Raw genomic sequence first — 26,016 nt, forward strand, 5'->3', positions numbered from 1 at the left:
GGCCTGTCCGGGCGTAGAGCATATCGAACCAACGCCCGGAAAACTTATGTCTGAAACACCGATTACCATCGAAGCCGACAGTGAACCCACCGTCAAGTTCGCCGATTTCGGCCTTGCGCCGGAAATCCTGCGCGCACTGACGGACCAGGGCTATATCCACCCGACGCCGATCCAGGCTGCCGCCATCCCGATCGTCCTGCAGGGGCGCGACGTCATGGGCGCGGCCCAGACCGGCACCGGCAAGACCGCCGGTTTTTCGCTGCCCATCATCCAGCTGCTGCTGGCCCACGCCAGCCCGAGCATGTCGCCGGCGCGCCATCCGGTGCGCGCGCTGGTCCTGACCCCCACGCGCGAGCTGGCGGTGCAGGTGGCCGAGAACGTCAAGGCCTATGCCCAGCACACCCCGCTGCGCTCGACCGTGGTGTTCGGCGGCATGGACATGAAAGGCCAGACCATCATCCTCAAGGGCGGGGTCGAAATCGTCATCGCCACCCCGGGCCGCCTGCTCGACCATATCGAACAGAAAAACGTCAGTCTCGGCCAGGTGCAGATGCTGGTCATGGATGAAGCCGACCGCATGCTCGACATGGGCTTCCTGCCGGACTTGCAGCGCATTATCAACCTGCTGCCGAAAAAGCGCCAGAACCTGATGTTCTCGGCCACCTTCTCGCCGGAAATCAAGAAGCTGGCCAACAGCTTCCTGACCGATCCGGTGACCATCGAAGTGGCGCGCAGCAACGCCACCGCCGACAAGGTGACCCAGATCGTCTACAAGGTCGCCGACGAAGCCAAGCGCGACGTGGTCGAATTCCTCATCCGCGGACGCGACCTCAAGCAGGTGCTGGTGTTCTCGAACACCAAGATCGGCGCCTCGCGCCTGTCGCGCCACCTGGAGCAGGGCGGCATCAAGGCCACCGCGATTCACGGCGACAAGACCCAGCAGGAACGCATGGCCGCGCTCGACGCCTTCAAGAAGGGCGAGATCGACGTGCTGGTCGCCACCGACGTGGCCGCGCGCGGGCTCGATATTTCCGACCTGCCGTGCGTGATCAACTTCGACCTGCCGTACAACGCCGAAGATTATGTGCACCGGATCGGCCGCACCGGCCGCGCCGGCGCCTCGGGCGATGCGCTGTCGGTGTTTTCGGACAAGGACGAGCGCTTGCTGGTCGATATCGAAAAACTGATCAAGCAAACGATCACGCGCGGCGAACTGGCCGGCTTTGTTGCCAGCAGCAGCGCCAGCGCGGGGCGCTTTGACGCCTCGGGCGAGCGCCGTCCGCGCCGCGACGACAGCAGTGCCGGCAGCAGCGCCGGCCGCCCGTCCGCCCGTGTGCCGGAGCGCGAACGCAGCGGCGAGCGCAGCAGCAGTAGCGACCGCGGTTCCGAACGCAGTTCCACCGGCGGTTCTTCCGGCCGCCCGGGCCCGTATCCGCGCCGCGAGAAGGTCGATCCCTGGTTCCTGACCCCGTACGAGCCGGCCAAGAAGAATACGCCGGTCGTCGCCGACCAGGTCGCCACCAGCACCAAGCCCAAGCAGAAGATTGCCGTGCTGCTCGGCGGTTCGCCCAAGCAGTAAGCACCCAGGCGGGGCCCGCTTCCGGTTCCGGTTCCGGCCCCGGTTCCGGTTCCGTTGCCGGGGCGGCCGCACTGCCGCCTGGTTGTTGCCAAGATGTATAATTTGCTTGAATGTAATGCCGCCACCCGCCTGGCTTTCCGGCCAGGCGCCGCGGCGTTTCTCTTTTTACTCAATGTATAACCATGAACAAACTAATTAATCAAAGCATCGCCATCCTCGTGCCTTGTTATAACGAAGAACTGACGGTTGCCGCGATTGTTCGCGACTTCAACGCCTGCCTGCCGCAAGCCGTGGTGTATGTATTCGACAACAATTCCAAGGATGCCACCGTGCGCCTGGCGCGTGAAGCCGGCGCCGTGGTGCGCAATGTGCCGCTGCAGGGCAAGGGCAATGTGATCCGGCGCATGTTCGCCGACGTCGATGCCGACATCTACATCATGGTCGACGGCGACAATACCTACGACGCCAGCGTGGCGCCGCAGCTGGCCGAGAAACTGGTCGACGAAGGCCTCGACATGGTGGTCGGCACGCGCGTGTCGACCGAGCAGGAAGCCTACCGCTTCGGCCACCGCTTCGGCAACCGCCTGCTGACCGGCTCGGTCGCTGCGGTGTTCGGCAACACCTTCACCGACATGCTGTCCGGCTACCGCGTGTTTTCGCGCCGTTACGCCAAGTCGTTCGCGGCCCACTCGGCCGGCTTCGAAACCGAAACCGAACTGACCGTGCACGCGCTCGAACTGCGCATGCCGGTGGCCGAGGTCGAAACCATCTACCGCTCGCGTCCGGAAGGCTCGGTCAGCAAGCTCAATACCTACCGCGACGGCGTGCGCATCCTCTGGACCATCATCAAGCTGTTCAAGACCGAAAAGCCGCTGGCCTTCTTTTCGCTGGCGTTTTTCGCCTTCATGCTGGCCGCCGTCGGCCTTGCCTTCCCGCTGCTCCAGACTTACCTGGAAACCGGCCTGGTGCCGCGCCTGCCGACCGCGATTTTGTCCGTGGCGCTGAGCCTGTTCGGCGTGATTTCGCTGAACTGCGGCGTGATCCTCGATACCGTCACCAAGGGCCGCATCGAACAGAAGCGTTTCGCCTACCTGGCGATTTCGGGACCGCGCGTCAAGCATGCCTGAGCCGGGCAGCCTGCGATGAAGCTCGGTACCCAGGTCCTACGCTTCGGCGTGGCCGGCGTGGCCGGCCTGCTGGTCGACCTGGCCGTGCTCGAGCTGGCGCTGCGCGCCGGCATGAATCCGTATGCCGGCCGCGCCGCCTCCTTCCTGTGCGCGGTATTGGCCACCTGGCAGATCAACCGCCGCTACACCTTCCATCCGGCCGGCATCTCGCTGTGGACCGAATGGTGGCGCTACCTGCTGGCCATGAGCGGCGGCGGAGCGGTCAATTTCGCCACCTACAGCGCCATCGTCTGGACCTTCCCGAACGTGCCCCACATCACCTCGTGGGGCGTGTGCGCCGGTTCGCTGGCCGGCATGGCGGTCAATTTCGTCGGCGCGCGCTGGTTCGTCTTTCAACGTTGATCCCTCCTTTGTTAATCCTCCTTTCTATCGCAGGTACGGCATGAATGCACTGACTCGAGCAATTTCCCGCCTGGATGGCGGCGTCGTGCGCCTGTGGGATGGGCTCGATCGCGCCCTTGTGCTGCGCCTGTCGATCTGGCTCGGGCCGGTGCTGGCCGGCCTGGTATCGATGTCGCTGGGGCAGGATGCCAACTGGGATTTGCGCAACTATCACTGGTATAACCCGTACGCCTTCCTGAACGGCAAGATCGGCTTCGATCTCAATCCCGGCCAGTTCCAGAGCTATTTCAATCCCACCATCGACTTGCTGTATTACGGCCTGGCCACGCATTTCCCGACCCGCGTCACCGCTTTCGCGATGGGCTATCTGCACGGCCTCAATTACGTGCTGCTGCTGATGATCACGCGCCAGGTGCTGCGCGCCGGCGAACCGGCCGCGGCCGGGGCGGCGCCGTACCGCCTGCCGCTGATGCTGGCGCTGGCCGGCTGCGCCGGGTTTTCCTTCCTCAGCCAGCTCGGCAACACCATGGGCGACAACCTGACCTCGCTCACCGTGCTGGGCGCCATCGCGCTGCTGCTGCGCCAGTGGCCGCAACTGCTGGCGGGCGGTGCACGCGGCGCCATCGCCGCCGCGCTGGCGGGCCTGGTCATCGGCGCCGGCACCGGCCTGAAACTGACCAATGCCAACTACGCGCTGGCGCTGTGCCTGGCGCTGCTGACCCTGCGCGGCAGCCTGTGGCTGCGTTTCAGCACGGCCTTCGTGTTCGGCCTGGGTACCCTGGCCGGCATTGGCGCCACCGCCGGCCACTGGTACTGGCTGATGTGGAAAACGTTCGGCAATCCCCTGTTCCCCCAATTTAACAATATCTTCAAGGGTCCGCTGGCCGCGCAGATCAGCGTGGCCGACATGGGCTGGGTGCCCAAGGACTGGACCGAATTTCTGCTGTGGCCCTTCATCTTCACCTTCAATCCGCGCCGCGTGATCGAATTGCCGATGACCCAGATCCTGTGGCCGATCGTGTACATCGCCTTTATCGCCTTCATCGCCCAGCGCCTGCGCCGCCTGTGGCTGGCCGCGCCGGCGGCACCGGCCGCCAGCGCCGCAACGGGTGCCGACGCTCCCGGCGCGCGCCTGCTGCTGGTGTTTTTCGCGCTCTCGTATGTCATCTGGATCAAGCTGTTCGGCATCTACCGCTACCTGGTGCCGCTCGAACTGCTGGCGCCGCTGGTGCTGTGGCTGCTGCTGCACCGCCTGTGCGCGCCGTCCACCGCGCGCGTGATCGGCGCCACCTGCGTGCTGCTGGCCGTCATCGCCGGCTTGCCGCGCGTGAACTGGGGCCACCATTACCATGGCGAGAAGAGTGTCACGGCCCAGGTGCCGGTGTTCGCCGATCCTGAACAGAGCATGGTGTTTACCGTGCATGGCGACCCGCCGATGTCGTGGCTGATCCCGAATTTCCCGGCGCGCCTGGCGTTTGCCGCGCTCGGTTCGGGCTTTCCCGAGTCGCCTGAATTTGCCGCCCGCGTGGGCCGGATGGTCGCCGCGCGCAAGGGGCCGCTGTACGTCATGCTCACCGCCAATGGCCTGGCGGCCGGTCCGCGCCAGGGCGCCGCCGCGCCGGACGCCGACACGGCCGCGCGCCAGCAGCGCGTGGCCGAGGCCGGCCAGGCCATCCTCAAGCGCTACGGCCTCACCTTCAACGAGGCCAGCTGCATCGTCTACGACGCCGGCTTCGGCGGCAGCAGGAACAGCGATCCGTACCAGTTGTGCGAGGTCGGCCACCTGCCCTGAAGTGTTGCTTTTTTGGGTGGTTGGCTTGTAGCAGCATTCGATTCTTCGTGACATGGGGATGTATAATCGCGGGTTGATCCGGCTCTGCCGTTGCCGCGGTTTCCATCTCACGAGACATCCTATGGTATTCAGTTCGGCCGTTTTCCTCTTCTATTTTCTCCCCGGCTTCCTGCTGCTGTATTACGTTCTTCCCTGGAAAAACACGGTCTTGCTGATCGGCAGCCTGCTGTTCTATGCCTGGGGCGAGCCGCGCTTCGTGCCGCTGCTGCTGCTCTCGGCTGTACTCAATTACAGCGTCGGCTACCTGATCGCGCGCGCCGGCGCGCAGCGCAAGGCACTGCTGGTGACGGGCGTGGCGCTCAACCTGGCCATGCTGGCGTACTACAAATACCTGGGCTTTTTCGCCGGCATCCTGCAGGCGATCAACCTGCACGAAGGCGCGCTGCCGGCCATCGTGCTGCCGCTCGGGATTTCCTTCTTCACCTTCCAGGGCATTTCCTACCTGATCGACGTGTACCGGCGCGATATCGCCGCGCAAAGCAGTTTCCTGCGCTTTGCCATGTACAAGGCCATGTTCCCGCAACTGATCGCCGGTCCCATCGTGCGCTACAGCCAGATCGCCGGTGAAGTCGAGCACCGCTCGCTGGACAATGCGCGCATCTGGATGGGCTTTCGCCAGTTCGTGCTGGGCCTGGCCCAGAAGGTCCTGATCGCCAATTACGTGGGGCTGCCGGCCGACCGCATTTTCGCGGTCGATCCCTCCCAGCTCGACGCCCCCAGCGCCTGGATGGGCATCGCCTGCTATTCGATCCAGATCCTGTTCGACTTCGCCGGCTACTCGAACATGGCGATCGGCATCGGCCACATGCTCGGCTTTACCTACCCGCCCAATTTCAACCGTCCGTATTCGGCGCTGTCGATCACCGATTTCTGGCGCCGCTGGCACATCAGCCTGTCGACCTGGTTCCGCGACTACCTGTACATTCCGCTTGGCGGCAACCGCGTCTCGCCCGCGCGCACCTATTTCAACCTGGCGCTGGTGTTCTTCCTGTGCGGCCTGTGGCACGGCGCGGCCTGGACCTTCGTGATCTGGGGCCTGTGGCACGGCGCCCTGCTGGTGCTAGAACGCCTCGGCGGCGCGGCGCTGCTGGCGCGCCTGCCAGGCGTGCTGGCCCAGGCCTGGACCATGCTGTGCGTGATGATCGGCTGGGTGTTCTTCCGCGCCGCCGACGTGCCGTACGCGCTCAAGTACCTGGGCAGCATGTTTGGCGCTTACGACGGCCAGGCCCTGCTGCATACCTGGCGCCTCGACGTGCCCGCGACCTCGCTGACGGCGCTGGTGGTGGGCATCGTGCTGGCCTGCTGGCGCTGGCGCACCTCCGCCGCGCCGAAAGACAGCGCCGCCGGCACGCACGCGGCGGCGCACTCCGTGGCGCGCGTGCCGGCGCTGCTGGCGCACGGCGGCCACCTGGCGTTGACCGCGGGCCTGGCGCTGCTGTGCATCGCCAGCCTGGCGGCGGGCACCTACAACCCCTTCATCTACTTCCGCTTCTGACATGGGCAACTCTGTTCTCACTTTGCTGGGCCGGCATGCCATGAAGCTTGCCGTGGTGGCCGTGCTGGCGATACCGGCCATCGTGTCGGTGCATGACGCGCGCACCAAGCCGAACGACCCGAACCTGGCGCAACTGCCGGCCCGTCCGGTCTCGTGGTGGGAGCTGGGCGAAGCGCCGGGCAAGGTCACCGCCTGGATCAACGACCATTTCGGCTACCGCAACGGCCTGGTCAAGCTGAACAACCGCATGCGCTTTACGGTGTTCCACGAATTCCCGTCGGTGCAGATGTCGAGCGGGCGTCACGGCCGCTACTTCCTCACCGCCCACGGCACCAACGAGCCGCCCTACCAGGCTGTCATCGCCACCTGCGGCGGCGCGGTCGTGAGCCCCAGGATCGCGCCCTACATCAACCAGCTGTTCGACACCTACCAGGCGGCCGGGCTGGCGCCCAAGCTGCTGATCGCGCCCTCGGCGCCGGTGGTCCATCCCGAGGACTTGCCGGCCTGGCTGACGCCGCGCTGCATGGGCCTTGATACGCCCGTCAAGACCCTGTTCGCGTCGAACGCGCTCAATCCCACGGCGGCCGCGTCGATCCTGTTCCCGCTCGAGCAGATGCGCGAGATCAAAAAGAGCGCGACCCTGTTCCCGAAGACCTGGTTCCACTGGACCGGCGAAGGACTCGACCAGGTGGCGCGCCTGAGCCTGACCGCATTCTGGCAGCGCCCGCTCGACCAGGCGCCCGCGCTGCAGGTCAAAAAGCACATGCAGTATTCGGACGTGTCGCACCTGTTCGATGGCGTGGGGCTGCAAAGCGAGACGGCCGAGCCGGACCTGGAAGCGTCGCAAGTGACGGGCTGCTTTGGGGAGAAGTGTTTTCCGGAGGTGGAGGCGGGCAAGCTGCTGCGCGACGTCAGCCGCTTCGGCAATCCGAAGGCGCCGGCGCGCCGCTTGCTGATCATTTCCGATTCGTTCGGCTCGAAAATCTCGCCGTGGTATGCGCGCTACTACCGCGAGGTCGAGCAGTTCGCGACCAATAATATCGACCTGCTCTCGCCCGCGCAGCTGGGCGCCCTGAAGACCTATATGTACCGCAATCCGGGCGACACCGACATCCTGCTGCTGTACCACGACGGCGGCGCCATGCACAACGACGTGCTGCGCTACGCCACCGAGCGCATGCTGCCGGTGCCCGCCAAGTAACGGCGGGCGCCGGCTTCAGTCGGCCGGCCAGCGCACTTCCTCGCGCCGTCCGGCCAGCACGTCGAGCAGTTCGCTGGCGTTTTCGCGCCAGGTAATCCACGGCATGCCGTCCGATGCCGGCGCCGTGCCCGCGCCGTGCCGTTCGAGCCACTCGCGCAGCGCCGCCGCCAGGTCGGCCCCTTCCATTCCGCTGAAGTACGCCGCGTGTTCGCGCGCCACTTCCCTGAACACGGGCAGGTCGCGCGCCAGCACCGGCAGGCCGTAGCGCGCCGCCTCGATCAGCGGCAGGCCGAAGCCTTCCCCTTCGCTCGGCACCAGCAGGCAGGAACTGGTCCGGTACAGGTCGAGCAGTTCGGCGTCGCCGATCCCCTTGAGCCATTGCAGGCGCTGCCCCAGCTGCGGATGGCCGCGCAGGCGTTCGACGATGCGCGGAATGGTGCGCCGCGCGCCGTCGGGCAGCGGGGTCCAGCCCTCGGCGCCGACGATCGTCAGTTTCACGTCCACGCCTTCGCGCCAGAGCTGCTCGAAGGCGTCGAGCGCCTGCAGGTGGCCCTTGCGCGGCTCGATCGTGCCGACCATCAGGAAGGTGGCCGCGCCGTCTTTGGGCGCCGCCGCGCGCGCGCCTGGCACCGGCTGGGCGCCGCCGATATCGGCGCCGTGGTGCAGCACCGCCATCTTCACCTGGCCGTGGATCTCGGGCCGGGTGTGTTCCAGCCAGGCTTGCAGTTCATTGCGCACGGCGTCCGAAATGCACACCAGGCGGTCGGCCTGGCCGGCGACGCAGGCCAGCCAGGCGCCATGGCCATGCTGCGCGCCTTCGGGGAAGAATTCGGGACGCAGCACCGGCAGCAGGTCGTGGATCAGGAAACTGACTTCGACCCCGCGCGCGCGCCAGTGCGCATACACGCCCTTGCGCGCGGCGGCCATGACCGCCCCCGGCGCGTAGTCGGCGCTGTAGAAGCGGTCGCCCGCCTGCACTTCGACCGCCTGGTCGGGCGGCAGCGGGCAATCGATGCCGAACAGGCGGCGCGCATAGTCGCGCGCGTAGCGGTATTCGCAGCGGCCATCCTGGTCGGCCAGGTACACCGGTTCGATGCGCGGGCCCGGTTCGACCCGCGCCAGCAGTTCGATCAGCTGCATGCGCACCACCCGTTCGATCCCGGTCTTGAGGTCGTGGCGGGCGATCGAGGTGACGTCGACCAGCAGCTGGCGCGGCGCCAGCGCTTCCGGCATCACGGCCAGGCACTGGGCGCTGCGGCGCACCAGCGCGTCGTCGGCATGCAGCGAAGGCTGGTCCGCCAGCGCCGCCAGCAGGGCGCCGCGGGAACCGGCTGCCGGCGCGTAGGTCTGTTCCAGCGCTTCGGCATACAGGCGCGCGCTGTGGGCGGGGCTGTGCACCGTATGGAGCAGGGTGCGCGCGCGTTCGCCCAGCGCGGTGCGGCGGGCCGGATCGGCATGCAGGCTTTCCAGCGCTTCGCGCAGCTGCACCATGCTGAACTGGTCGGGCAAGCCCCACACCGTATCCGCCGGCAGTTCGGCCATCGAGCCGTTGGCGTTGACGATGGTCGCCATCCCGTAGTTCAGGCAGTCGAGCACCGCGGCCGAGGTTTCGCCGCGCGACTGGCAGCGCAGCTGCACGCCGACGTCGGCCGCCTGCAGATACTGGTGGTACACCGCTTCGTCGGTCCAGCCGGCCACGCGCATGCGCTTGCTGGCGGCGCGGGCCAGGGTGGCGTTGATCGCCACGCCGTACTCGCCGCCATCGTTGGCGCCGACCAGCACCAGCTCGCAGCGCGGATTGGCGTGCAGGGTGGAGCTGATCCAGGCGTCGAGCAATTCCTGGCTATGCTTGGTGTGCGCCACGAAGCCGAAGCTGCACACCAAAAAGACATCGTCGGCGATACCCAGCGCGCGCCGGGCGCTGGCGCGGTCCTGTGCCTGGGGCAGGGCGCGCGGCAGCGGCACCACGCTCCAGTCGCCCGCGGCCAGCGCTCCGTACCACTGGCGCGCCAGGTCGCGCGCATGCTGCGAGTGGACCACCACGCGGCGCGCCTGCTGCAGCACGGCCAGGTTGCACGGATACAGATTGCGGGCGTCGAGCGCGCGCGCCGGGTCCAGCCCGGCCAGCAGCGCGGCCATGCCGTGGCCTTCGTACAGGGCGTCGGTCCAGCCGTTGGGAATCCCGCCGGCCATCTGTTCGTAGGCCAGCACGCTGCTGATGAAAAAGTCGTGCAGCACCACCACGCCCGGATGGCGCGCCAGCAGCCCGAACATGTGGCTGTGGAAGGGGCTGTTGCCGAACTGGTACAGGATGCGGTCGAACTGGCCGGCGTTCTGGTCGAACCAGGCGGCGCTGCGCTGGGGCAGGGACGCCAGGGAGGGCGGCAGCAGCACCTTGTCCTGGTGGACGACCAGGTCGATGTCGTAGTGTTCCATCATGGCCGGCAGCACCTGGGCCGCGTAGTCGGCAATCCCCGTGCGCTCGGGCGGCAGCGGCGAGACGAACGCCAGGCGCGGACGCCTGGACGGCAGGGCCGCGACCGGGGCCTGCACATTGCCGAAGCGCGCTTCGAGCGCGCGCAGGGCCTTGGTGGCGCTCGCGTCCCACGAAAAGCGCGCGGCCTGGGCGCGTCCGTGCATGCGCAGGCGTTCCTGCATGGCCGGGTCCTGCAGCACCTGGGTGATTTTTTCGGCGATCGATTGCGGACGGTCGGCGTCGAACAGCGCTTCCGCGCAGCCCACCACTTCCGGGATGCTGGTGTTGTTGGCGCCGATGACCAGCGCGCCGCACGCCATCGCTTCCAGCGCCGGCAGGCCGAAGCCTTCGTGGCGCGACGGGAAGATGAACAGGGCCGCGGCCTGGTACAGGCGAATCAGGTCGGCGTCGCTGACGTAGCCGGTCAGGATCAGCTGGTCCTTTTCCATGCCGCGCCTGGCCGCGTGGGCCACCAGTTCGGCGCGTTCGCGCTCGCCCATCTTGCTGGCGATGAGCAGCTGGTGGCCGTCGCGCAGCGCCGGCGGCAGCAGGCAGTAGGCGGTGATCAGGCCATCGATGTTCTTGCGCGCGTCGAAGCCGCCCGGCGCGTACATCAGCATCTGGCGCGTGATGCCGAAGCGCGCGCGCAGTTCGGCCATTTGTCCGGCCAATTGTTCCGGATTGCTGTCGGACGGGCGGAAGCTGTCGTCGACCGCGGTCGAAATCGCGGTGACCGAGTCGGGCGCGAGACCGAGTGCATCGATCGCTTCCTGGCGCGAGTAGTCCGAGATCGACAGCAGCAGGCCGGCGCTGCGCAGCGAGGCGATCTTGCGCTCGTAGTAGGTGCGCTGGGTCTGGCTGCCGAGGTAGGCGGCGGGATTGAGGAAGGGGATCAGGTCGTACAGCACCACCGCGGTGCGCGCGGCGCCGTCGAAGGCGCCGACCGAGACCACGGCGTCGTCGACAAAACCCTCGAACAGGCTGGTGACCAGCACCGCGTCGGGCCGCAGCTGGGCGATGAAATACTCGCGCATCAGTTCCGCGGCGCGGCAGCGCGCGCTGTTGCCTTCGTCGATTTCGGCGACCGGGCCGACGATGTCGAACACGCGGATGCGTTCGGGGGGCACCAGGCCGGCAAAGGCGCGCCGCAGTTCGGCGATGGCCCCGCCCAGCGCACCGTTCAGGACCAGCCAGACTTCATGCTCGCCGGCGTTGCGCGCCACGCCCAGCGCCAGGGCCAGTGAATAACGGCCGATGCCGCGAAAGCGGCTCTCCGACTGGGCGCCCTGCAGGTCGATCACAATCCGCATCACTTGTTCCTTGCTTCCATGGCTTGTTTGAGTTCGTGGTACATGCGCTGCTCGCGCGGCGACAGGTCGGCCGCGCTGGCGCTGTGGGTGGGCGAGGCGGCCGGCGGCGGTGGCGGCGGCGCATTGCCGCGCCGCAGAATGCCGTACAGGCGCGCGTGCAGGCCGGGGAAGCGGCGCAGCACCGTCAGCGCCACGCGCTTGACGCGCGGGCGGCGCAGCATGGCGCGCATGAAGGTCACAAGCGGTCCCGCCAGGCGCCGTTTCACGCCGCTCGCCAGGCGTCCGTCGCGCGCGGCGCTGCGCAGGCGGTAGGTGGTGCCGGCAACCATGCGCAGCGGCGCCGTCGCGCGCCACGAGGTGCTGTCGAGCAGGGCCGCCACATGGGCGTCAGCCTGTTGGGCGCGCGCTTCGGCCATGCCGATGCGGTGCCCGAGCGCGTCGAGCTGGCCCTGGACCTGGAGCTGGGCCTGCAGCGCCAGCTGGACCTGCTGCACCATCTGGCCTTGCAGTTCGGCCAGGCGGTCGGCGTTGGCGCCGACGCGCTGCAGGATCGGGTCGGCCAGGTCGAGCCGGCGGCGGTTGTTTTCGACGCCCTCTGCCACCCGCGCCACGCCCTGGTGCGCTTCGCCGAGCGAGACCAGGCCGGCCTGCAGCGCATGTTCGACGCGCGCAATCCCGGCGTGCAGTTCGGTGCGGCGCCGGTTATCCTGCTCCTCGAAGCGCAGCGCCAGGTCGGACAGGCCGATGCCGAACTTGGTGGCGAAGGGCGCGGCAAACGCGGCCAGCGCCTCGGGCGGCGCATCCTTCTGGCCGAGCACCGCGTAATCGGGGCTGACGCCATCGAGCACGTTGATCAGGCCAATCGGCGCGTCCGTGTGCAGCTGCGCCGCTTCCTGCAGGCGCAGCACCTTGTGGCGCGGGAAGCCGGCAAAGCCGGTCACGAATTCGAGCAGCGGCGACGGGATCGGTTTCAGGTGCGAGGGGTCCATGTAGAAGCTCGACGCGCCCACCACCAGGTTTTCGGGATTCGGCGTTTCCATGATCAGCAGGCCGCCCGGCAGCAGCACGCGCAGCGCTTCGGCGATCATGAGCTGGACCTGGTCGAACGGGATGTGTTCGACCAGGTGGAAGGCCGAGACCATGGCCACGCTGGCGTCGCCCTGCGCGCGCAGGGCCGACAGGGCGTCGGTCAGTTCGGCGTGCAGGCCGCGTTCGCGGCAGGCCGCCAGCATGCCTTCGTCGAGGTCGACGCCGCGCGGGGCGAAACCGTGTTCGGTCAGCAGTTCGAGCCACTCGCCGCGCCCGCAGCCCAGGTCGAGCACGGCGGCGCCGGGATACAGCGCCGCCAGCGGCGCGAAGAAGGGCTGGTACGCCATCAGGCGCGATTTGATCAGGGGCCGCGCGCCGCGGTAGCGGTCTTCAAAGGCGCGGTAAAAATTGTCGCTCATCGCAGGATCTCCACATGCGGTTCGAGCCAGCTGGTGCCGACGAATTGTTTGCGGTTCATGTTCATGACAATGAAGAGGAAGGCCAGGTCGCGCCACTCGTAGTTGTCGCCCAGATGGGTTTCGGTGCTGGTCAGCGCCGTGGTGACCGAGTAGCTGCCTTCGCCCAGGTTGAGCGGAAAGCGGAAGCGGAAGTCGATCTCTTCGCCCGCGGCCACGTCGTGCAGCGCCATGTCCATGTGGTGGGTATTGGTGCCGTACATCTGCTGGCCGAGGCGGTCCTTGATCATGTAGCCGAGCACCAGGCGCTCGAGCGGTGCATGCACGCGCACGCGAATGCGCAAGGTGACGGCGGCGCCCACGTTGACCGTCTCGAGCGCGCGCCCGGCCTCGTCTTCGAGGGTAATGGCGCTGACGCTTGCCTCGCCGCTGCCGGAACTGGTGCGGGTGCGCCCGGCCTCGGTGACGACCTGCTCGACGCCGGCGCCGTCGCGCGAGGCGATCAGCGCGTTGTAGTAGTCCATCACCTGTTCCGGACTGCCCTGCGAGGCCAGGCGGCCGCCGTCGAGCAGCAGCGCGCGCTCGCAGATCGACTGGATCGCGGCGCGGTCGTGGCTGACGATCAGCAAGGTGGTGCCGAGTTTCTGGAACTGGCGGATGCGCTCGAAGCTCTTGTGCTGGAAGTAGGCGTCGCCCACCGACAGCGCTTCGTCGACGATCAGCACGTCGGGCCGCTTGACGGTGGCCACGCTGAAGGCCAGGCGCATCTGCATGCCGGACGAGTAGACCCGCACCGGCTGGTCGATGTAGTCGCCGATGTCGGCGAACGCTTCGATCTGCGGCATCAGCTCACCGATTTCATCGACCGTCAGGCCGATCAGCTGGCCGGCCATGAAGGCGTTCTGGCGGCCGCTGAAGTCGGGATGAAAGCCCATGCCCAGTTCCAGCAGGGCGGCCACGCGGCCGGTGATGCGCACGCTGCCGGTGGTCGGCTGGGCGGTGCCGGTGATCAGCTTGAGCAGGGTGCTCTTGCCGGCGCCGTTGATGCCGATGATGCCGACCGCTTCACCGGGCGCGAGCTGGAAGCTGACGTCCCGGATCACCCACTTGAGGCGGTGGCGCGGGCCGAGGAAGGGCAGCACCCATTCCCACAGGCGGCCCCAGCGATTGTCGTACTGCTTGTAGGCCTTGCCCAGGTTGCTGACAACGATACTGCCCATCAGAGTTCATCCACCATTTCACCGGCGCGCTTGCGGAACAGCAGCAAACCCATGACGCAGCACAGCACCGTGAGCACCGCGATCGGCAGCAGGCTGGCCCAGTCGGGCATCTGGCCCTTGACCAGGATGGTCTGGTAGGCGCCGATCACGCCGGCCATCGGGTTAAACACCAGCAGTTCGCGCACCGCCGGCGGCAGCGCGCTGGCCGGGTAGACGATCGGCGTGAACCAGAACCAGAACTGCAGCAGGATGGTGAAGAACTGGCCGACGTCGCGGAAGAACACATTGAGCACGCCGAGGACCATGCCCAGGCCGATCGAAAACAGGATCTGCAGCAGCAGCACCGGATACAGCGCAAAGTAGATCCAGCCGGGGAAGGTGCCCGACAGGACCATGAAGATGGTGAACAGGCCGAAGATGATGGCGAAGTTGATGCCGGCATTGAGCACCACGATGATCGGCAGGCAGATGCGCGGAAACTGCAGCTTCTTGATCAGGTTGGCGTTTTCCAGGAACACGGTCTGGCCGCGCGTGGTGATTTCGGCGAACAGGCCCCAGGTCAGCGCGCCCGCGCACAGGTAGATACTGTAGGCGAAGGTCGAATCGACGCCCTGCAGGCGGCTGCCCATCACTTCCGAGAAAATGACGGTGTAGACGATCACCATCGCCAGCGGATTGAGGACGGTCCAGACGGCGCCGAACAGGGAATTGCGGTACTTGGACTGGAATTCGCGCTTGACGCTGCCGAGCACGAAGCCGCGGTAGCGCCACACGCCGCTGAACATCGACAGCGAGATCATGCGCGCGCGGCGCGGACGGACAGCGCGCAAGTGCGGAGGGGCGTGGCTCGCGCACTGGCGGCTAACAGCAGGGTCAGGGGTTGGATCGTGTCGATTTTCATATGGGAAAAGTAGGGTCGCGGAGGGGCCACCGGTTCAGCTGCCCGCGGCCGCCATGGCCTGCGCGGGCGCCAGCCGGACTGCCGCGGGATCCCTGCCGCCGCTGTTACCGTGGCGTCAAAGGGGCTTAGGATTATAGCATGCAGCCCCTGCGCCAGCCGGTGGGAATGGTGTCGCTCGCGCCGCTGCCGGCCCCCTGCGGCGCGATCTGGCCGCAGGCATGCACAGCCGTTATAATATTGCACCTTTACACGCCATTTTCCCCACATGCAAAATCCTCCCGTCCAGCGCGCCAAGGCGGATGCCGACGCCGCTTCCGGTACCGGCAAGCTGGCCGGCATCGACCTGTTGCGCTTTGGCAGTGCGCTGGCGGTGCTGCTGTGGCATTACCAGCATTTTTCCTTCGTGGCCAACCAGGGGTTCGCGTTCCAGACCGAAGCCCAGCCGCTGTTCGGACTGCTGTCCCTGTTCTATCGCTATGGCTTGTACGGGGTGCAAGTGTTCTGGTGCATTTCGGGATTGATCTTTTTCTGGAAGTACGGGCAGGCGCTGGCCGACAAGACGGTCGGCGCCGGACGCTTTTTCCTGCTGCGTTTTTCGCGCCTGTATCCGCTGCACCTGATTACCCTGCTGCTGGTGGCGGGCGGGCAAGCGCTGTATGCGAGCACTCACTCTTGGTATTTTGTCTACAAGGATAACAGCCTGTCGAGTTTCTTCTTGCAGCTCGGCATGGCAAGCCACTGGTTCTTTCCGCGGACGGGGTTTTCCTTCAATGCCCCGATCTGGAGCGTGTCGCTGGAAGTGATCGCTTACTTGTTCTTCTTTTGCTTCAGCCGCGTCGCCGGCGTGGGCGCGCTGGCCACCGTGGGCGCGCTGGCCGCGCTGGGGCTGGCGCGCTACGCCAGCGAGCTGCCGGTGATCGAATGCCTGCTGTTTTTCTATCTGGGCGGGGTGCTGGCGCTGCTGGACCGGCGCAGCGCCGGCTGGAGCGCGGTGGCGCGCCATGGCCTGGGCGTGGCGCTGGCCGTGGCGCTGATGGGGCTGGTGGCGGCCACCGCGGCCGGCACCATCAAGCCCGAGCACGCCATTTTCGGCATCGTGCCGGTGATGGTGTATCTGATGCTGCAGTATGTGCGGCCGGCCCACGCGGGCGTGCAGAAGCTGTTTTCCAGCCTGGGCAACCTCACCTATTCGAGCTACCTGCTGCATTTTCCGCTGCAGCTGGCCATCGCGCTGGTGTGCGGTGCGCTCGGACGCGCCATTCCGTGGCGCTCGCCGTGGCTGCTGCTCGGTTTTCTGGGGGCGACGTTCGTGCTGTCCTTTTTCTGCTACCGCCATGTGGAGCGGCCGCTGCAGGCGTGGATCCGGGCGCTGGGGCGGCCCGGCGCCTTAGGTTTCCATCAGCGCGAATACCTGTTCCGGGCGCGCAACGCGCTTGTGGGCGCGCGTAATGCTGGCCCACAGTGAGGGCGCGGCGGCGCTGTGCGTGAGCGCAAAGCCGGCCGGCAAGCGGCACAGGTCGAGGATCAGGCCTTCGCCGGCCATGTCGATTTCGTGCCGCAGCGACCAGTCGCGCTCGAACACCATCACCTTGCCGGACGTGAAGTCGCGCGACTTGCGCTCGGTGAGGGCGGACACGCCCACGCAGCGGGTGCTGGCGTCGAACGCCACGCCGCGCGGAAAGCCGCCGGTGTCGAGCACGAAGCCGGAGTCGCTCAGCAGGCGGCTTTCGGCCGAGGAACAGGAATACAGTTCGCCGTCCTCGCGCCAGATATTGTGGCCGCAGTTGCCCATGGCGACGGTCTGCACCAGTTGGCGCGTTTCCAGCGAAAAGCCGAGCAGTTCGCTCGGACCGCGGTTGTGCGCCAGGATCCAGACCAGGCCCTGGTCGAACATGAAGGAATTGAAATGGTTGACGTCGCCGGCATCTTGCGCGCCCAGCGGATACCAGCGCTCCCACACCTGGCCATCCCAGATGGCGATCATGTTGTCGTGTGAACTGGTGAGCCACAGCTTGCCGTCGTGCCAGGCGATTTCGTGCAGGTCGCGCAGGGGGAAGGGCGCTTGCAGGCGCTCGCACAGCCTGAGCGAGCGGTCGAACACGAGCACCTCGCCGCGTTCCTCGGATGGATCGACGTCGGACGACACCAGCCGGTTGCGGGCGGCGACGAACAGCTTGTTCTCGTTATGGGCGATGCCGTAGTACAGCCCGTGACCGCGGTCGAGCACGTGTGCGTGGCCGCTGCTGGTGTCGAGCAATAGAAAGGATTGTGATGTAGTAATTAGTAAATTCATGAGGCAAGAGACCGTGGTGACGTGATGCGCCTGTCGCAATGTTGCACGCGCGGCGCCTTATGCCGCTAGGCGGCAATCGAATCGGCGATTATAACGTGAAGGCTGAGTCGGCCCGCAACAGGAAAGAATTTCACACCGGATCGGCCATGCGTTGCAGCTCAAGAACCGGGTCCAGATTGACCACGCCGCTCCAGATGATGGCGTCCAGATTGCGCAGCACGCTGAAGGCGCTGGCGTCCTGCACGCGCGCCAGGGTCTGGCGGAAATCGCCGTCGCCGGCGCCGCCTTCGGCCACCCCGGCGGTGATGGTGTATTCGCCGGGCGCGAGCGCCGCCTTGAAGGAAAATTCGGCGGCCACGGCTTCGCCGGCGGCGACCGCGCCGATCGGGCGGCGCATGCAGTAGGTGTTGGTCATGAACACGGCTTCGCCGCGCGCATTGCGGATCTGAAAGCCGATGTGCGGGTCGGCAAACGCGGCGCTGAACAGGACCTCGACCCGCACCGTGGCGACGCGGTCGCTGATGACGGTGGCCACCGGGCGCTCGTCGGCATACAGGCCGATGGCGCGGATCAGGGCGCCGCCGCGCTCGAAGGAGCCGACGGCGGCCGCAGCCGGCAGCGGGGCGGGAGCCGGCGCGGGAGTCGGGGCAGTAGCCGGAGCCGTGGACTCGGCAGGCGCGGGCGCCGGCGTTTCAGCGGCACTCGCTGCCGGCAACGTGGCCGCCTTGGCGGCCGCCAGGGCGGCTGGCGGTGGTGCGGGCGGCTTGCCGTCGCGCTGGTTGAGCACGTGGGCGTTGTACAGGTCGATCACTTCGCGCGGGGTGCTGTCGAGCGCGACCTGGCCTTCGCTGATCAGGATCGCGCGGTTGCACAGCGAATACACGGCGCCCATGGCGTGCGAGACGAACAGCAGCGTGCTGCCGGCATGGCAATACTCGCGGATGCGCTCGAAGCACTTTTGCTGGAAGAAGACGTCGCCCACGGCCAGCGCTTCATCGATGATCAGGATGCCGGGCCGCACGGCGGTGGCCACGGCGAACGCCAGGCGCACCTGCATCCCGCTCGAATACACGCGCACCGGCTGGTCGATGTAGTCGCCGATTTCGGCGAAGGCTTCGATCTCGGGCATCAGCAGTTCGATTTCCTCGACGCTCAGGCCGATCAGCTGGCCGGCCATCAGGGCGTTCTGGCGCCCCGTGAAGTCGGGATGGAAACCCATGCCCAGTTCCAGCAGCGCGGCCACGCGGCCGGTCAGGTGCACCGCGCCGGTAGTCGGCTGGGCGGTGCCGGTGATCAACTTGAGCAGGGTGCTTTTGCCGGCGCCGTTGACGCCGATGATGCCGACCGCCTCGCCCTGGGCGATGCTGAAATTAATGTCGCGCAACACCCACTTGAGGCGGTGGCGCTGGCCGAGGAAGGGCAGTGCCCATTCGAGCAGGCGCGACCAGCGGGTCGGATATTGCTTGTATGCTTTGCCGAGCTGGCTGACCTGGATACTGCCCATCAGCGCATGCTCCGTGGGCGCGAAATTGCTATCGTCATAGAACATTCAATGGTTAAGGCCGGCGCGCCGGGGTGGGCGATTATACAGCAGGCATGCGCGCGGCCGCGCTGTGGGGGGCTGCACGGCAGGCGTCCGGATTGCCGCTCGCGGGATGAACTGCTATCATGACGGCCAAGAAAAAAATAACAATTGAACAAGCAGCGGCGCCTGGCAAGAGCAGCGGAACTTTTAGGAAAACGATGGAACGGTCCTGGGTGTACATCCGCTTTAATACGCGTAACGACAACGACAATCCCCTGCCGTGGCGGGTGCTGACCGAGCGCGGCCGGGTCGATGGCGTGCTCGAACTCGACCAGCAGTTCGCCGCCGAGGTGCGCTTCACCGCCACCGCCGTGACGTCCTGCGACGAAGTCGAAGCCGGCGTGCTCAAGTGGCACCTCAAGGCCCATGGCTACCTGGCCTGGGACGGCGACGTGTGCACCGTGTGCGACCAGCCGGCCGCGTCATGAGCGCGCCGGTCCATCCCGATCTGACCTGGCAGCAGCACCCGGTCGACCGCGCGCGCCGGGCTGCCAGCAAGCAGCAAAATCCCTGTCTGTTGTGGTTCACGGGCCTGTCCGGCGCGGGCAAGAGCACGGTGGCCGGCATGGTCGAGCGCAGCCTGGCGGCGCGCGGCGCGCACACCTATCTGCTCGATGGCGACAATCTGCGCCATGGCCTGTGCCGCGACCTGGGCTTCGGCGCGGCCGACCGGGTCGAAAATATCCGCCGCGCCGGCGAAGTGGCGCGCCTGATGACAGACGCAGGATTGATCGTGTTGAGTGCCTTTATTTCACCGTTCCGCTCGGACCGGGAGTTGGTGCGCAGCTTGATGCCGGCCGGCGAATTCATCGAGATTTTTGTCGATGCGCCGCTGCACGAGTGCGAACGGCGCGATCCGAAGGGGCTATACGGCAAGGCGCGCGCCGGGCAGTTGCCCAACTTCACGGGACTCGATTCACCGTACGAGGCGCCGCAGCAGCCCGAGGTGCGGCTCGATACCCTGCGTGACGACGCCGAGACCTGTACCGCGCAGGTGATGGCGTATCTGGAGCGCAGCGGGTTGATCGCGCCGGCGTAAGCGCCGGCGCGCATCACGTCTGCGCCAGCTTCTGCAAGGCCGCCGGATCGAGAATGATCAGCCGGTGCGTGCCTTTTTCGATAATCCCCTGCTGCACCAGGGTCAGCAAGGTGCGCGTGACGGTCTCGCGGCTGGTATTGATCATGTTGGCGATATCCTGGTGGGTCGGCAGGTTTTCCACCACTTCCACATCGCCGTCCTTCTTTTCCTTGAGCAGTTCCAGGAAGGTATAAATGCGCTTGGCTGTGTTGTGAATGCTGAGCAGCGCGCGGAACTGCGAATCGCGCTGCACTTTTTCCGCCAGAAAGCGCAGCATGTGATTGGCCACCGATGGCGAGTGCGAAAACAGATGCAGCGCCGTGTTGCGCGGCAGCAGGGCCACCATCACCGGACTGAGCGCCACCACCGACGCCGAGCGGGTCGAGCCGTTAATCACGGCAATTTCGCCGAAGAAGTCGCCCGGCGCGAGCATGCGCAAGCCGATCGCGCGCCCATCCTCGGTCACGTCGATCACTTGCAGCTGGCCCGATAGCAGAAACAGCAGGCTGTCGCCGCTGGCCCCTTTTTGCAGCACCACATCGCGCTTGGCATAGGTGCGGATGCGCAAATCCGTCATCACCTGGCGCATTTCATCTTCGCTCAGGTTGGCGAGCAGGGGAATCTTGCGCAGATGAATCTGAAAGCTGATCTTGTTCTGCGAATCCTTGGGCACCGGCATGACCGAGCCGGCGTCAGCCTCGCTGACCGGCGCGCCATGCTTGGGCGCGGACACGATGTTATTGTTGTCTGTACTCATGCAAATACTTCCGTCATTGATAGGCGTGCAGCAGCGGTGCGCACAGCGCCACCGTGGCGATGCCGGCGGCATTGGCTGCCATGTCGCGCCAGCAAAATTTCCGTCCGGGCACCAATTCCTGCAGGATTTCGATCAGCAGGCCGGCCAGCAGCAGGCCCAGCAAGCTTACTTGCAGGATCCATCCTCCAGGCACCATGCGGGCCAGCAAGAGGGCGAGGACGCCGAAGGCGAGAAAGTGCAGCAGTTTGTCGTTCGGTAAAGGCGGCAGCCATTCGTTCGGAACCAGGCAGCCTGCCACGATAGCAACCGTGCCCAGTAAAAACAAGATCAATTCCCAAGTCATAAAGTCCACATCAACAGTCGGACCGCCGGCAGCGATTGCACCCGCGGTTCCGCCAGCAGCGTGCTGGACTGTTATCTTACCAGTTGTCGGTGCGCCAGCTGAACTGGACCGCATGGCTGTCGTACCGGAACAGGGGAATGTTCTCGCGGTTCCAGGTGCGCCGCAGTTCCAGTTGCAGGGCGCTGTGGGTGCCGACCGGCACCTGCAGGCTGGCGCGCAGCTGGGTGGTGTCCTGCCGCCGCGTGGTGTCGATCAGGCCCGGCGAATAGGCATGATCGCTGCGCCACGACTGGCGGCTGACGCCCACTTCGCCGATGGCCTTGTCGCCCAGCGCGCCGAAGACATTGGCCGAGCCGTACCAGCCGGCACGGTCGCCCCCCGGACGGCTGTCGCGGCCATGGTCGGCCAGCACGCCGGCCGCGAGCACCACGCTGGCGCGTTTGGCGCTCCAGGCCACGGTACTGCCCAGGTCCAGCGTGTGCGAATCGTAATAGCGCCGGGTCGGATATTCGGCCCCGCTGTAGCCGGCCGTGAGCGACCAGCTGGTCGCTTCGCCCAGCGCCACCGGCGGCGTGGCGCGCAGCAGCACCTGGCCCTGGCGCTGATACAGGTCGCCGCCCAGGCGCACCAGGCCGAAAGCGGCCGTGGCGCGTCCGTTCCAGGCGCCGGCGCTCCATGGCTTTTCCAGCGCCAGCAAGCCCGAACTGGTGTCCTGGCTGTCGACGCGGCTGTGGCGCAGCGCGCGCAGCTGGGCGATGAGCAGCGTGCCGCGGCTGCCGAGCGGCTGGTTGAAGTCGCCCGAAAGTACATTGAAATGATCGCCCTTGGGCAGCGAATCGGGGCCGAGTTCCACCTGGGACAGCTTGTCGCCGCTGCCGACGGTGATGAAGCGGTTGCTCGAGCCCTGGTTGACGTTGCTGTCGTAGCCGCGTCCGAGCTTGAACGACATGGCGCGCCGCGCCACCTGCGCTCCCTTGCAGCCGGTCTTGCGGTAGTGGGCGATCAGTTCGCGGATCGCGGGCGGCGGGTTGAAGCGCGTTTCGATCTGCTCGAACATGCGCTCGGCCTCGGATTCGTTGCCCAGCGAGCAATGGCTGATGGCCAGGTCGAGCCAGGCTCCCGCGTGCAGCGAATTTTTCTCCAGCAAGCGTTCGAGTTTGCCGGTGGCTTCGTCGGGCCGCCCTTCGGACAGGGCGCGCACGGCGTCGAGGTAGAGTTTTTCTTCCTGGACAGCCGCCGCCGCGGCCGCCGCGCCATTGTCGTCGGCGCTCGCGTCGGACGGCGCCAGGCTGGCCTCGGCGGCTGCCTCGGGAACGGCCTCGGCAGCGGCCTCGGCAGCGGCTGCGCTGGCCGCGCCATTGGCGGCGGGCGCGGCCGCCCCGTCGGCTTGCTGGGCGTGGGCGGCGGCGCACAGGGTGGCGCCGGCCAGCAGCAGGGTCCATGGCGCGCGCCTCATGCGGCCGCCTCCAGCGTGTAGAGCTGCATCGGGTGCTCCTTGCCGCGCAGGGTGTGTTGTCCCAGGCTGATGAAACGGTGACGTTTGGCGTAGGCCACGGTGCCCTCGCCGATGATGACGTCGTGAGGGAAGTCGCGCGCCGCCTGTTCCAGGCGCGAGGCGGTGTTGACGCTGTCGCCGACCGCTGTATAGATGCTGCGGAAGGCGGTGCCGTAGTCGCCCACCATGGCCGGGCCGCTTTCGATACCGATGCGCACGCGCAGCGGCTGGCCGCCGGCGCGCACCCGCGCCCGGCTCAGCATGGTCACTTCGCGCAGGATGTGGGCGGCGGCGTCGAGCGCCAGGTCGGCGTGCTCGTCGTTGGGAATCGGCGCGCCCCAGAAGGCCACCAGGCCGTCGCCCGTGTATTTGTCGAGCGTGCCGCGCTGTTCCAGCACCGGACGGGTCAGGCAGTCGAGGAAATCGGTGGTCAGGCGCGCCGCTTCTTCGACCGGCAGCGATTCGACCTGGGTGGTGTAGCCCTGCATGTCGGCGATCAGGGTGGTCACCTGCAGGCTGCGCGGGGCCAGCGGGTTTTTCAGGCCGCTGCGCAGCAGTTCGTCCACCACTTCGCCGGCCACGTAGCGGCGCATGGTGTCGAGCAGGCGGCGCGAGCCGGACTGCGCCAGCTGCCAGTGGAACGGCACGCCCACGGCCAGCAGGAACAGGATCGCCAGCAGCGGGCCGCTGACGGAAAAATGGGCGTCGTGGGCGCTCAGGCCGTAGGCCAGGGCCAGCCAGGCCAGCGCGGCGGCGCCCAGCATCAGTACATTGAAGGCGGCCGACAGGCGCGCGAAGGTCAGGCTGGCCAGGGCCGCCACGGCGGCGGCGAACAGGACCGCCAGCAGGCGCCCGGGCCAGGGCGCCGGCGCCAGGCCGCTGTCGCGGTCGAGCAGGGTGGTGAGCATGGCCGCGTGCACCAGCAGGCCGGCGCTGTTGCGCCCCATGGGCGAGGCGACCCGGTCGCCGATGCTCAGCGAGGACGAGCCGATCAGCACCAGGCGCCCGGCCACCAGCGACGGTTCCACGCGCCCGGCCAGCACGTCGCCGGCCTTGGCCACCAGATAAGCGTCGAGCGAGCGGGTAAACGGCACGCGCACGAAGCCATCCTCGCGCGCGCCCGGGGCCACTTTGGGCGGTTCGCCGCAGCAGTCGAGCAGGGCGCGCGCCAGGGTCGGGTAGCGCCGTCCTTCGAACCAGGTATACATAGGGACGCGCCGCAGCACGCCGTCGGGATCGGGCAGCACCCCGATATTGCCCACGTGCGGGGCCGCGGCCAGGCCGGCGTGGTTGGCCATGTAGCCATAAGCCGGCACCGCGCCGGCAGCGCCGGCGGCCGTGCTGCCGCCGGCGGGCTTGCCGAAACGCAGTGGCTGGGGGCGCTGTTCGTAGTCGAAGACCTGGGCCAGCACCACCGGCCCCTGTTGCGCCAGCATGGCCAGGCGGGCGTCGCCGCCGGGTTCGCCCGGCTCGCCCTGGATGATGTCCAGCGCCACACCGCGCGCGCCGTCGGCCAGCAGGGTTTCGACCAGGTCGGCCAGGCGCGTACGCGACCACGGCCAGGGATGGGCGGCCAGGCTGGTTTCATCGATGTCGACCACCAGGATGCGCTGCTCGAGGGTATCGACCGCCTGGGCCACCACGAAGCGGTCGCGCAGCCACTCGTCGGCGGCGTCGAGCGCGGACGGGCCGCGCGGCAGCTGCGCCCACGCGGCCAGCAGCAAGGCGGCGAGCGGGATGGTCAGGTGCAGAAAAGAGGCGGAAGGTAGGCGCAAGTTGACCAGTACTGTGGAAAGTATCCCCGCGCCATCTGATGCTTAAACAGAAACGTTGCCGAGGTAAAATAGCTGCAAGTATAACGCCTGTAGCGCGTCAAGGCCATCGGGAGTGTGTCTGCATGTCCCGCGGCGCACACATTATGCAGAGCAACAGGTGTCACGCTTGTCGCACGAACGTCGCAGAATTGTATCGGGATGCAAAAATGTGACGCAGAACACGTTTTCGGTGGGGCGATGAGAGCATAATCTCAATTAGTAAGGGAGAATTTATGTTTAGTCAATCAATTATCAGAGCTGGATTCATGTCTGTCGCGTTCGCCGCATCGTGCGCCGCGCTGCCCCACGCCGTTGCCGGCGAAGCGGGCCGCATCGTGTTCGTGACCGGCGAGGTGCAGGTGGCCAGCCGCGCCGCCGTGCTCGACAGCGCCGTGCAGGAGGGCGACGAGCTCAGTACCGGCGCCCAGGGCTACGTCTATATGAAGACCGTGGACGGCGGCTTCCTGATCCTGCGTCCGAACAGCAAGGCGCGCATCATCGCCTACAAGGTCGACGCCGCCAATCCGGCCAATACGCGCGTCAAGCTCGAGCTGCTCAGCGGCGTGGCGCGCAGCATTTCCGGCCAGGGCGTCAAGCTGTCGCGCCAGAACTACCGCTTCAATACGCCGGTGGCCGCCATCGGCGTGCGCGGCACCGATTTCATCGTCTCCACCGACCAGCAAACCTCGCGCATTGCCGTGGTCTCGGGCGGGGTGGTGGTGAGCGGCTTTGCCGGCGCCTGCCGCCCGGAAGGCGGGGGCCCTTGCGAGGGCACGGCCAGCCGCGAACTGTTCGCCGGCCAGCGCGGCATGCTGCTGCAGGTCGAGCGCGGGCAGAATATTCCCAAGTTGCTCAACAGCCCGGCCAGCAATCCGGACAAGGTCGTCCCGCCACGCCCGGACGAGCCGTCAGGCCAGGCCGCCACGACCGTGCCGGCCACGCCGGGCTCCGGGGTCAGCCTCGATGCGCAGAAAGACAACAGCAAGCAGATCGCCAAGGCGGCGGTGGCCAACAGCGTCAACAATAACAACAACAACAACAACGGCGGCACCGGCGTGCCGCCGAAGCCGGCCGTGGTGGTGCCGGTACCGGTGCCGGACGTGCCGAAAGGTCCCGAAGTCATCTGGGGCCGCTGGGAGCGCATCGCCAATACGCCGCCCGACCCGGCCGTCATCGAACGCTTGAGCAATCCCGACTATAACCAGGGCTACGTGCTGGGCGCGTATGCGGTGCGCAGGCAGCTGACCAGCAACCTGGTACTGCCGACCGAAGGCACGGCGTCGTTCGCCCTGCAGAGCGGCGAAGCGACCCTGCAGCGCACCGGCGGCGATGCGCTGGGCGCCACCATCGGCGACGCCAGCCTCAAGGTCGATTTCGGCAAGAAGACCTTCGTCACCAGCATGATGGTCTACAGCCCGGAAACGCAGATGAAAGTGACCGGCGTGGGCGACGTGCTTTCCAAGGGCGACCTGTACAACCAGGCCGTCTCGAATTCGCTGATCCGCGGCTACCTCAGTGGCGACAAGGGCACTGCCGCGACGTTCATCTTCAAGTCGCGCAACGATCCGAACCTGACCGCCGAGGGTATCACCCAATGGGCGCGCTGACGTCCCTGGGAGGCGCGATCATTCCCGCCTTTGTAT

Annotated in this window: 19 protein-coding genes and 1 pseudogene; 10 read left to right on the forward strand and 10 right to left on the reverse strand. The window is 66.9% G+C overall.

Features of this window, described 5'->3' with window-relative positions; all coding sequences use genetic code 11:
• Positions 1-46: 46 nt before the first annotated feature.
• From RBA41_RS29760 to RBA41_RS29785, 6 genes are all read left to right on the forward strand, one after another.
• Complete coding sequence (locus RBA41_RS29760; protein ID WP_306627988.1) at positions 47-1,579, forward strand: DEAD/DEAH box helicase; 1,533 nt, start codon at positions 47-49, stop codon at positions 1,577-1,579.
• A gap of 182 nt (positions 1,580-1,761) precedes the next feature.
• Positions 1,762-2,706: a glycosyltransferase family 2 protein gene (locus tag RBA41_RS29765; RefSeq protein ID WP_306627989.1), complete on the forward strand. Its 945-nt coding sequence runs from the start codon at positions 1,762-1,764 to the stop codon at positions 2,704-2,706.
• A gap of 15 nt (positions 2,707-2,721) precedes the next feature.
• A complete protein-coding gene (locus tag RBA41_RS29770; protein ID WP_306627990.1) occupies positions 2,722-3,108 on the forward strand; it encodes a GtrA family protein in 387 nt (128 codons plus the stop codon).
• 40 nt (positions 3,109-3,148) lie between these two features.
• Positions 3,149-4,900, forward strand: a complete 1,752-nt coding sequence (locus tag RBA41_RS29775; RefSeq protein ID WP_306627991.1) for a hypothetical protein — start codon at positions 3,149-3,151, stop codon at positions 4,898-4,900.
• A gap of 121 nt (positions 4,901-5,021) precedes the next feature.
• On the forward strand, positions 5,022-6,455 hold the full coding sequence (locus tag RBA41_RS29780; RefSeq protein ID WP_306627992.1) for an MBOAT family O-acyltransferase: 1,434 nt from the start codon (positions 5,022-5,024) through the stop codon (positions 6,453-6,455).
• A 1-nt stretch (position 6,456) separates the two neighbouring features.
• Positions 6,457-7,656, forward strand: a complete 1,200-nt coding sequence (locus RBA41_RS29785) for a hypothetical protein (protein ID WP_306627993.1) — start codon at positions 6,457-6,459, stop codon at positions 7,654-7,656.
• Between the two features lie 15 nt (positions 7,657-7,671).
• Here the strand turns inward: RBA41_RS29785 and RBA41_RS29790 are convergent, their stop codons facing one another.
• The 4 genes from RBA41_RS29790 to RBA41_RS29805 are packed head-to-tail and all read right to left on the reverse strand — an operon-like array spanning position 7,672 to position 14,907.
• Positions 7,672-11,442, reverse strand: coding sequence for a glycosyltransferase (locus tag RBA41_RS29790; RefSeq protein ID WP_306627994.1), 3,771 nt, complete (start codon positions 11,440-11,442; stop codon positions 7,672-7,674).
• Entirely contained in the window at positions 11,442-12,890 is a 1,449-nt protein-coding gene (locus tag RBA41_RS29795) for a class I SAM-dependent methyltransferase (protein WP_306627995.1), read from the reverse strand. The genes RBA41_RS29790 and RBA41_RS29795 overlap by 1 nt, the downstream gene beginning before the upstream one ends.
• Complete coding sequence (locus tag RBA41_RS29800) at positions 12,887-14,107, reverse strand: ABC transporter ATP-binding protein (RefSeq protein ID WP_306627996.1); 1,221 nt, start codon at positions 14,105-14,107, stop codon at positions 12,887-12,889. The genes RBA41_RS29795 and RBA41_RS29800 overlap by 4 nt, the downstream gene beginning before the upstream one ends.
• Positions 14,107-14,907, reverse strand: coding sequence for an ABC transporter permease (locus RBA41_RS29805; protein WP_099875330.1), 801 nt, complete (start codon positions 14,905-14,907; stop codon positions 14,107-14,109). Before RBA41_RS29805 ends, RBA41_RS29800 begins: the two co-directional genes overlap by 1 nt.
• Before the next feature lie 366 nt (positions 14,908-15,273).
• Between RBA41_RS29805 and RBA41_RS29810 the strand changes: the two genes are divergently transcribed.
• A complete protein-coding gene (locus RBA41_RS29810; RefSeq protein ID WP_306627997.1) occupies positions 15,274-16,473 on the forward strand; it encodes an acyltransferase family protein in 1,200 nt (399 codons plus the stop codon).
• Here RBA41_RS29810 and RBA41_RS29815 read toward each other — a convergent pair.
• Complete coding sequence (locus RBA41_RS29815) at positions 16,396-17,265, reverse strand: YncE family protein (protein ID WP_306627998.1); 870 nt, start codon at positions 17,263-17,265, stop codon at positions 16,396-16,398. The genes RBA41_RS29810 and RBA41_RS29815 overlap by 78 nt on opposite strands.
• 166 nt (positions 17,266-17,431) lie before the next feature.
• Positions 17,432-18,805, reverse strand: a complete 1,374-nt coding sequence (locus RBA41_RS29820; RefSeq protein ID WP_306628013.1) for an ABC transporter ATP-binding protein — start codon at positions 18,803-18,805, stop codon at positions 17,432-17,434.
• A 239-nt stretch (positions 18,806-19,044) separates the two neighbouring features.
• On the opposite strand from RBA41_RS29820, the gene RBA41_RS29825 reads away from it, so the two are divergent.
• Both RBA41_RS29825 and cysC read left to right on the forward strand, forming a co-directional pair.
• Entirely contained in the window at positions 19,045-19,314 is a 270-nt protein-coding gene (locus RBA41_RS29825) for a hypothetical protein (RefSeq protein ID WP_289310202.1), read from the forward strand.
• Between the two features lie 26 nt (positions 19,315-19,340).
• A pseudogene (gene cysC / locus RBA41_RS29830) lies at positions 19,341-19,925 on the forward strand (adenylyl-sulfate kinase); the annotation flags it as partial.
• 13 nt (positions 19,926-19,938) lie between these two features.
• Here the strand turns inward: cysC and RBA41_RS29835 are convergent.
• The 4 genes from RBA41_RS29835 to RBA41_RS29850 form a co-directional block, all read right to left on the reverse strand.
• Positions 19,939-20,721, reverse strand: coding sequence for a Crp/Fnr family transcriptional regulator (locus RBA41_RS29835; protein WP_229413375.1), 783 nt, complete (start codon positions 20,719-20,721; stop codon positions 19,939-19,941).
• A gap of 13 nt (positions 20,722-20,734) precedes the next feature.
• Positions 20,735-21,046 carry a VanZ family protein gene (locus RBA41_RS29840; RefSeq protein WP_229413376.1) on the reverse strand — a complete coding sequence of 104 codons (312 nt, stop codon included), beginning with the start codon at positions 21,044-21,046 and terminating at the stop codon, positions 20,735-20,737.
• A gap of 94 nt (positions 21,047-21,140) precedes the next feature.
• Entirely contained in the window at positions 21,141-22,520 is a 1,380-nt protein-coding gene (locus RBA41_RS29845; RefSeq protein ID WP_306627999.1) for a tetratricopeptide repeat protein, read from the reverse strand.
• On the reverse strand, positions 22,517-24,334 hold the full coding sequence (locus tag RBA41_RS29850; protein ID WP_306628000.1) for a CHASE2 domain-containing protein: 1,818 nt from the start codon (positions 24,332-24,334) through the stop codon (positions 22,517-22,519). Before RBA41_RS29850 ends, RBA41_RS29845 begins: the two co-directional genes overlap by 4 nt.
• 305 nt (positions 24,335-24,639) lie before the next feature.
• Between RBA41_RS29850 and RBA41_RS29855 the strand changes: the two genes are divergently transcribed.
• On the forward strand, positions 24,640-25,980 hold the full coding sequence (locus tag RBA41_RS29855) for a FecR family protein (RefSeq protein WP_306628001.1): 1,341 nt from the start codon (positions 24,640-24,642) through the stop codon (positions 25,978-25,980).
• The last annotated feature ends 36 nt before the right edge of the window (positions 25,981-26,016 follow it).

The organism is Massilia scottii (assembly GCF_030846495.1).
Lineage (GTDB): Bacteria > Pseudomonadota > Gammaproteobacteria > Burkholderiales > Burkholderiaceae_D > Telluria_A > Telluria_A violaceinigra.